Raw genomic sequence first — 5,929 nt, 5'->3', positions numbered from 1 at the left:
GGGTGCGGGGCTCGCCCGCCGCCCCGGAACGCGACCGGGACGAAGACGACGAGGACGACGACGAGGAGGCGGGCGAGCCCCGCACCGGCGCCTCGTCCAAGAAGACCGCCCCCCGGGAGAAGCCGGCCGCCAAGACAGCGTCCCTCCCGGCCGCGAAGAAGGCCAAGAAGTAGGCTTTCCAGGGGCGTTCCAAGGCGAATTCCCGCGTTCGAGAAGGGCGGCTTCGACCGCTCGTCAACGCGGGGTGTCATCTTGGGTTGACTCAAAAATCAGTCGACGCCACACTTCCTGCGTCACATGGGCCGCTGACCCTTACTTTTTCCCGCCCTGCGGGAAGCAGGCAGGCAGCGAGCCCCTACGCAGGAGTGGCCATGTCCGCCGGCATCAACACCTACAAGACCGACCTTCGAGAGATCTTCTTCACGCTGTTCGAGCAGTTCGGCTTCGGCCAGGTGGCGGGCACGGCCCCCTATGACGCCTGGGGCCCGGACGAGGCGAAGGCGGTCCTCACGGAGACGTACCGCTTCGCGCGCGAGGTGCTGGGGCCCCTCAACTCGGTGGGCGACCGCGAGGGCTGCCGGGTGGAGAACGGCTCGGTCTTCACGCCCAAGGGCTTCAAGGACGCGTGGGGCAAGCTCTACGAGCAGGGCTTCAAGACGGTGGCGGTGAGCCCCGACCACGGCGGCCAGGGCGCGCCGATGATGCTCCAGGTGACGGTGGAGGAGATCCTCTCCGGCGCCAACACGGCCTTCAACATGTACCCGGGCCTGGCGTTCGGCGCGGCCGAAGTTGTCGCCGAGTGCGGGACGCCCGAGCAGCAGAAGCAGTTCGTGGAGCGCATGCTCAACGGCACGTGGGGCGGCACCATGTGCCTCACCGAGCCGCACGCCGGCTCCGACGTGGGCGCCGCCAAGTCCACCGCGAAGCGCAACGCGGACGGCACCTACAGCATCAAGGGCACGAAGATCTTCATCTCCGGCGGCGACCATGACATGGCCGGGAACATCATCCACCTGGTGCTCGCGCGCATTGACGGCGCGCCGGTGGGCACCAAGGGCCTGTCGCTGTTCATCGTCCCCAAGCTGCGCATCAACGCGGACGGTTCCTCCGGCCAGTCCAACGACGTCACCGTGGCTTCCATCGAGCACAAGATGGGCATCAACGGCTCCGCCACGTGTGTCCTCAACTTCGGTGAGAACGACGGCTGTCTGGGCGAGCTCGTGGGCACGGTCGAGCACGTGGGCATGAGCCAGATGTTCAAGATGATGAACGGCGCGCGCATCGCCGTGGGCATCCAGGGCGTGAGCCTGGCGTCGGCCGCGTACTACAACGCGCTCGACTACGCGAAGGACCGCAAGCAGGGCTCCCACTTCACCAAGTGGAAGGACCCGTCCGCGCCGCGCGCCTCCATCATCGAGCACCCGGACGTCCGCCGCATGCTGCTGGACATCAAGGCGCACGTGGAGGGCATCCGCGCGCTGGTCATCAAGCTGGCCATGCACCTGGACAAGGCGAAGCAGCTGGCGGGCAAGGACGACGACGCGGCCACCTACCACAAGGGCCAGGTGGAGGTGCTGACGCCGCTGGTGAAGTCCTACGGCTCCGACCAGGCCTTCCGCCTCTGCGCGCAGGCCATCCAGGTGTACGGCGGCGCCGGCTACATCCAGGACTACCCGGTGGAGCAGTACACGCGCGACTCGAAGATCTTCTCCATCTACGAGGGCACCAACCACATCCAGGCCATGGACCTCGTTGGCCGCAAGATGGGCCAGGCGGGCGGCGCGCACTTCCAGCAGTTCATGGGCGACGTGGGCAGCTTCGTGGAAGCGCACCGCGAGCACCCGGTGCTGGGCGAGGCCGTGAAGACGCTGGCCGGCGCGCAGGAAGGCCTGATGTCCAGCGCGATGGCGCTGTTCGGCTGGTCGCAGGACGCGGGCCGCTTCCCGCTCATCCCCCTGTCCGCCAACCGCTTCCTCAACATGATGTCGGAAGTCGCCGTGGGCTGGCTGCTGCTGGACGCGGCCGTCATCGCGGAGAAGGCCGCCGCCAACGTGGCCGCCGACCACCCGGACAAGGCGTTCTACGAGGGCAAGAAGTTCAGCGCCCTGTGGTACGCGCGCAACGTGCTGCCCAACGTGGAGTACGCCGCGCGCCTCATCGCCACCGAGGACACGTCCCCGATGGACATCACCGACGCGGCGTTCGGCGGCGTCTGAAGCGGCGTCTGAAGTCCTGAAATGAAGAAGGCCCTCCGGCACGTGACGCGCCGGGGGGCCTTTTCCTTTTCGGGCCTGAGCCTGGTTGCTTTAGCGCACGCCGACTAGTCGCCTTCGCGCACGCCGATGGCGAGCTGCGCGAGGCCGGCCTTCTTCGCCAGCTCCATCACCTGCACCACGGTGCCGTGGGGGACGCCTTCGTCCGCCTGAACAATCACCACGGTGTCGGGGTTCTGGTTCTTCGCGTTGTCGAAGGCCTGCTTCAGCTCCGCCTCCGCGACGACGTTGCCCGCGAGCACGAAGCGGCCGTCCGCCAGCACCGCCACGGACAGGTCGGTGGTGCGCGCGGTGACGTCCGCGGCGCCGCCCTTGGGCAGGTTCACCTTGAGGCCCGCCTTGGCGCCGCCGCCCGGGCCCTGCTGGGTGATGACCGAGCTGGTCACCATGAAGATGATGAGCAGCACGAGCATCACGTCCGTCAGCGGCGTGATGTTGATCTCCGCGAAGCCCGCGCCCTCCACCTCGTCGTCGCCCGAGCCGGGCGTCTTTCCCATGGCCATGGTGGGCGTGTCTCCTTACGAGGCGGGCTGCGGATCCGGGCGGGCAGCCGGGGGCGTGGCGCTCTCACGCGGGGGCGGCGTGGCGTCCGGCAGCGGGCCGCCGGCCGAGCGCTCCTTGAGCACCTCCGCGAACTCGTCGCCCAGGAGGCGCAGCTCCACCAGCACGCGGGACAGCCGGGCCTGGAAGTAGTTGTAGAAGACCATCGCCTGCACGGCGACGAGGATGCCCACGGCGGTGGCGACGAGCGCTTCGGAGATGCCCGTCATCACGGCCGCGGAGCCGCCGGTGCCACCGGCCTCCACGTCCACGCCCAGGTCCTTGAAGGAGCGCATGATGCCGGCCACGGTGCCGAAGAGGCCCACGAAGGGCGTCGTCGAACCGATGGTGGCGAGCAGCCACAGGTTGCGCCGCAGCTTGAGCCCCACCTGGGCGCGCTCGCGCTCAACGGCGGACTCGATGCCGTTGCCGCCAGTGGAGCGGGAGCGCTCCCAGCGGTCGAACCCGGCGAGGAAGATATCGGCCGCCACGGCGTCGGAGCGCTCGGCGGCGGTGCGGGCGGCGGCCATGTCACCCCGGAGGAGGTGCTTCTGGACGATCTCCCCCAGGTTGCGGGAGCGCTCGCTCACGCCCCAGAGGGCGATGAGCCGCTCGATGGCCACGCCCAGGGCCACCACGGAGGCGCCCAGGAGGAGGGCGAGGGTGACGCCGCCCAGGCGAAGGTAATGAAGTAGATCGTTCAGGCTCATGATGGATGACCGGGCAGGCGGCCCTAGCTCACACTAGGACATATGAACCGCGCAGCCGCCGCAATCTTCCTGGTCCTCCTCTGTTCGGCCTGCCCCAAACGTCTCGAGTTCGGTCCGGAGGGCCGCATCGAGGACGCCCAGACGCTCTACCAGCACGTGCGCGAGCGGCAGGCGAAGGTGGTGACCCTGGAGGGTGACGCCAAGCTGCACGTCGACTCGCCCCAGGGCAGTGGAACGCTCTCCACTTATCTCTCCATCACCCGCCCGGCCCTCATCCACCTGGAGACGTACGACTTCTTCAACCGCCCGGTGGCCTCGCTCGTGTCCGATGGCGAGCGCTTCGGCATCTACCAGGCGCGGGAGAACACGTACCTCCAGGGCCCCGCGAGCGCGGAGAACGTGTCCCGCTTCCTGCCTGTCGTCCTGCCGAGCGAGGAGTTGGTGGCGGTGATGCTGGGGCAGGTCCCCCTCCTGCCGCCGGAGTCCATGACCCTGGAGCTGGACGAGAAGGAGCGGGTGTACGTGCTCAAGCTCCAGCGGGGACCGGCGACGCAGACACTGCGCGTGGATCCCAAGCACCTGCGCGTGGTGAAGAGCGAGGTCCGGGGCGTGCCGGGCTACGACCTGGCGTTCGAGGACTTCCAGCAGCGGGGTGACCAGTTCTTCCCGGACAAGGTGCACCTCATCGCCGCCACGGCGGACACCCGGCTGGACCTGAAGTACACGGACATCCGCCTCAACGGCCGCCCGGACCTGACCCTCTACGAGCTGGGCGCGCCCGAGGGGGCGAAGGTGGTGGACGTCGACGCGCGGGGCCAGGAGGTCCGCTCGGAGGGGGCGGTGTCTCAGCCGCCCCCCGCGCCGGGTTCCTGAGCTTCCAGGCGTCGAAAGGCAGCGTCCCGGCGCAAACCGGGTACTATGGCGCGCACGACATGGCACAGATCAAGCTTGGAGAACTGCTGATCAAGGCGAACGTCCTGCAGGAGAGCCAGCTCAAGGCGGCGCTCGCCGAGCAGGCCAAGTGGGGCGGGAAGCTGGGCGAGATCCTCGTCCGGATGAACCTCGTCTCCGAGGACATCCTCGTGCGCGCCTTGTCGAAGCAGCTGGGCATGCCGGCGGTGAACCTGGACTCCGTGCAGATGGTGCCGCCGCACGTGAAGGCCAAGATTCCGGCGCAGACGGCGCGCGACTTCTCCGTGGTGCCGCTGCAACTGCGCGACGACGGCAAGACGCTGGTCGTCGCCATGTCGGACCCGCTCAACGTGCGTGTGCTGGACGAGCTGCGGGCCCTGTCCAAGTGCCGCATCGTGGCCAACGTGGCGGGGCGCACCTCCGTGGCGCGGGCGTTCGCGCGCCTCTACGAGGAGACGGCGGAGCTGGAGGACGCGGACACCAACTTCAAGGTGGTGGACGCGCAGGGCCGCACCGTCGTGAAGAACCTCAAGGACCTGGACCCGGCCGCCGCCGTCGCCATGTCCCCCAAGCCCGCCGCCGCGCCGCCTCCCCGCCAGGCCCCCCCGCCGGAGCCGCCTCGCGCGGCCTCTGGCAGCCCCGCGGAGCTGCTCAAGAGCGTGGAGGAGGTCCAGCGCAAGGAGGTCGCGGCGCTGAAGGCCATGGTGGAGCTGCTCATCGAGAAGGGCGTTTTCTCCCGCGAGGAATACCTCGCCAAGGTCAAGCGGTAGCCCCCGGCCATGCGCAAGAAGATTGGTGAACTCCTCGTCCAGGCCGGAGTGGTGACGGACGAGCAGGTGAAGCAGGCCCTCGCGTCCGGACGGCGCGGCCAGGGCCGCAAGCTGGGCGAGGTGCTGGTGTCCATGGGCCTGTGCACGGGCCGGGACATCGCGAAGGCGCTGGCGGCGCAGCACGAGCTGCCCTTCGTTGAGCTCCCCGAGTACATCCCGCATGCGGTGTCCTCGCTGGTGTCCATGGACTTCCAGAGCGAGCACCGGGTGCTCCTCTTCGCTTCGGAGCAGGACGGCCGCAGCGAGAAGATCCACGTCGCGGTGGAAGACCCGGGCAACCTGATGCTGGTGGATGAGCTGCGCTTCCAGCTGCGCAAGCCGCTCAAGGTGTTCGTCGCCTCGTCGGACGACCTGGAGCAGGCACTGGCGAGAGGCCGGGGCGAGCCCCTGGACATCGTGGAGGCTGAACCGATGGACATGGACGAAGACGATTCGCCGGACATCCTGCCGTCGCCGCCGCCCCCCCCGGCCGCCGCGCGTGCGCCCACTCCTCCGCGTCCGCCCGCGCCGCCGACGCTGGACTGGGACCTGCCGCCGCCGCCGCCGCACGAGGGCGACGCGTCCGCCGACGGCGCGGAGGTGCTGGAGGACATCCTGGGCTCCACGCCCCGTCCCAAGGTCCCCAAGGCGCCGCCTCCGCCCGCCGCGGCCCGTCCTCCGGCTC

The 5,929-nt window shown here is 69.2% G+C and carries 6 protein-coding genes; 4 read left to right on the top strand and 2 right to left on the bottom strand.

All coding sequences use genetic code 11. The features are described from left to right. The first annotated feature begins 371 nt into the window (after positions 1-371). A complete protein-coding gene (locus tag D7Y21_RS39750; protein ID WP_120565609.1) occupies positions 372-2,216 on the top strand; it encodes an acyl-CoA dehydrogenase in 1,845 nt (614 codons plus the stop codon). 104 nt (positions 2,217-2,320) lie between these two features. Here D7Y21_RS39750 and D7Y21_RS39745 read toward each other — a convergent pair whose 3' ends face one another. Together D7Y21_RS39745 and D7Y21_RS39740 are read right to left on the bottom strand one after the other, a co-directional pair. Beyond that, positions 2,321-2,776: a biopolymer transporter ExbD gene (locus tag D7Y21_RS39745; RefSeq protein ID WP_120565608.1), complete on the bottom strand. Its 456-nt coding sequence runs from the start codon at positions 2,774-2,776 to the stop codon at positions 2,321-2,323. Positions 2,777-2,791: 15 nt separating this feature from the next. Continuing rightward, the gene (locus D7Y21_RS39740) at positions 2,792-3,523 is read right to left on the bottom strand and encodes a MotA/TolQ/ExbB proton channel family protein (protein WP_120565607.1); all 732 of its coding nucleotides are present in this window, start codon (positions 3,521-3,523) and stop codon (positions 2,792-2,794) included. Between the two features lie 42 nt (positions 3,524-3,565). On the opposite strand from D7Y21_RS39740, the gene D7Y21_RS39735 reads away from it, so the two are divergent. From D7Y21_RS39735 to D7Y21_RS39725, 3 genes are all read left to right on the top strand, one after another. Further along, positions 3,566-4,396 (top strand): DUF4292 domain-containing protein, encoded by an 831-nt coding sequence (locus D7Y21_RS39735; RefSeq protein WP_120565606.1) that lies wholly within the window; start codon positions 3,566-3,568, stop codon positions 4,394-4,396. A gap of 59 nt (positions 4,397-4,455) precedes the next feature. Continuing rightward, a complete protein-coding gene (locus D7Y21_RS39730) occupies positions 4,456-5,205 on the top strand; it encodes a general secretion pathway protein GspE (RefSeq protein ID WP_120565605.1) in 750 nt (249 codons plus the stop codon). Positions 5,206-5,214: 9 nt separating this feature from the next. After that, positions 5,215-5,929: general secretion pathway protein GspE (locus tag D7Y21_RS39725; protein ID WP_121718489.1), on the top strand; the 715-nt coding region annotated here is incomplete at its 3' end.

The sequence above is a fragment of the Corallococcus sp. AB045 genome (assembly GCF_003668895.1).
Taxonomy (GTDB): domain Bacteria; phylum Myxococcota; class Myxococcia; order Myxococcales; family Myxococcaceae; genus Corallococcus; species Corallococcus coralloides.
Note: the sequence above shows the minus strand (reverse complement) of the source record. Positions and strands in the feature narration are given on the sequence as shown.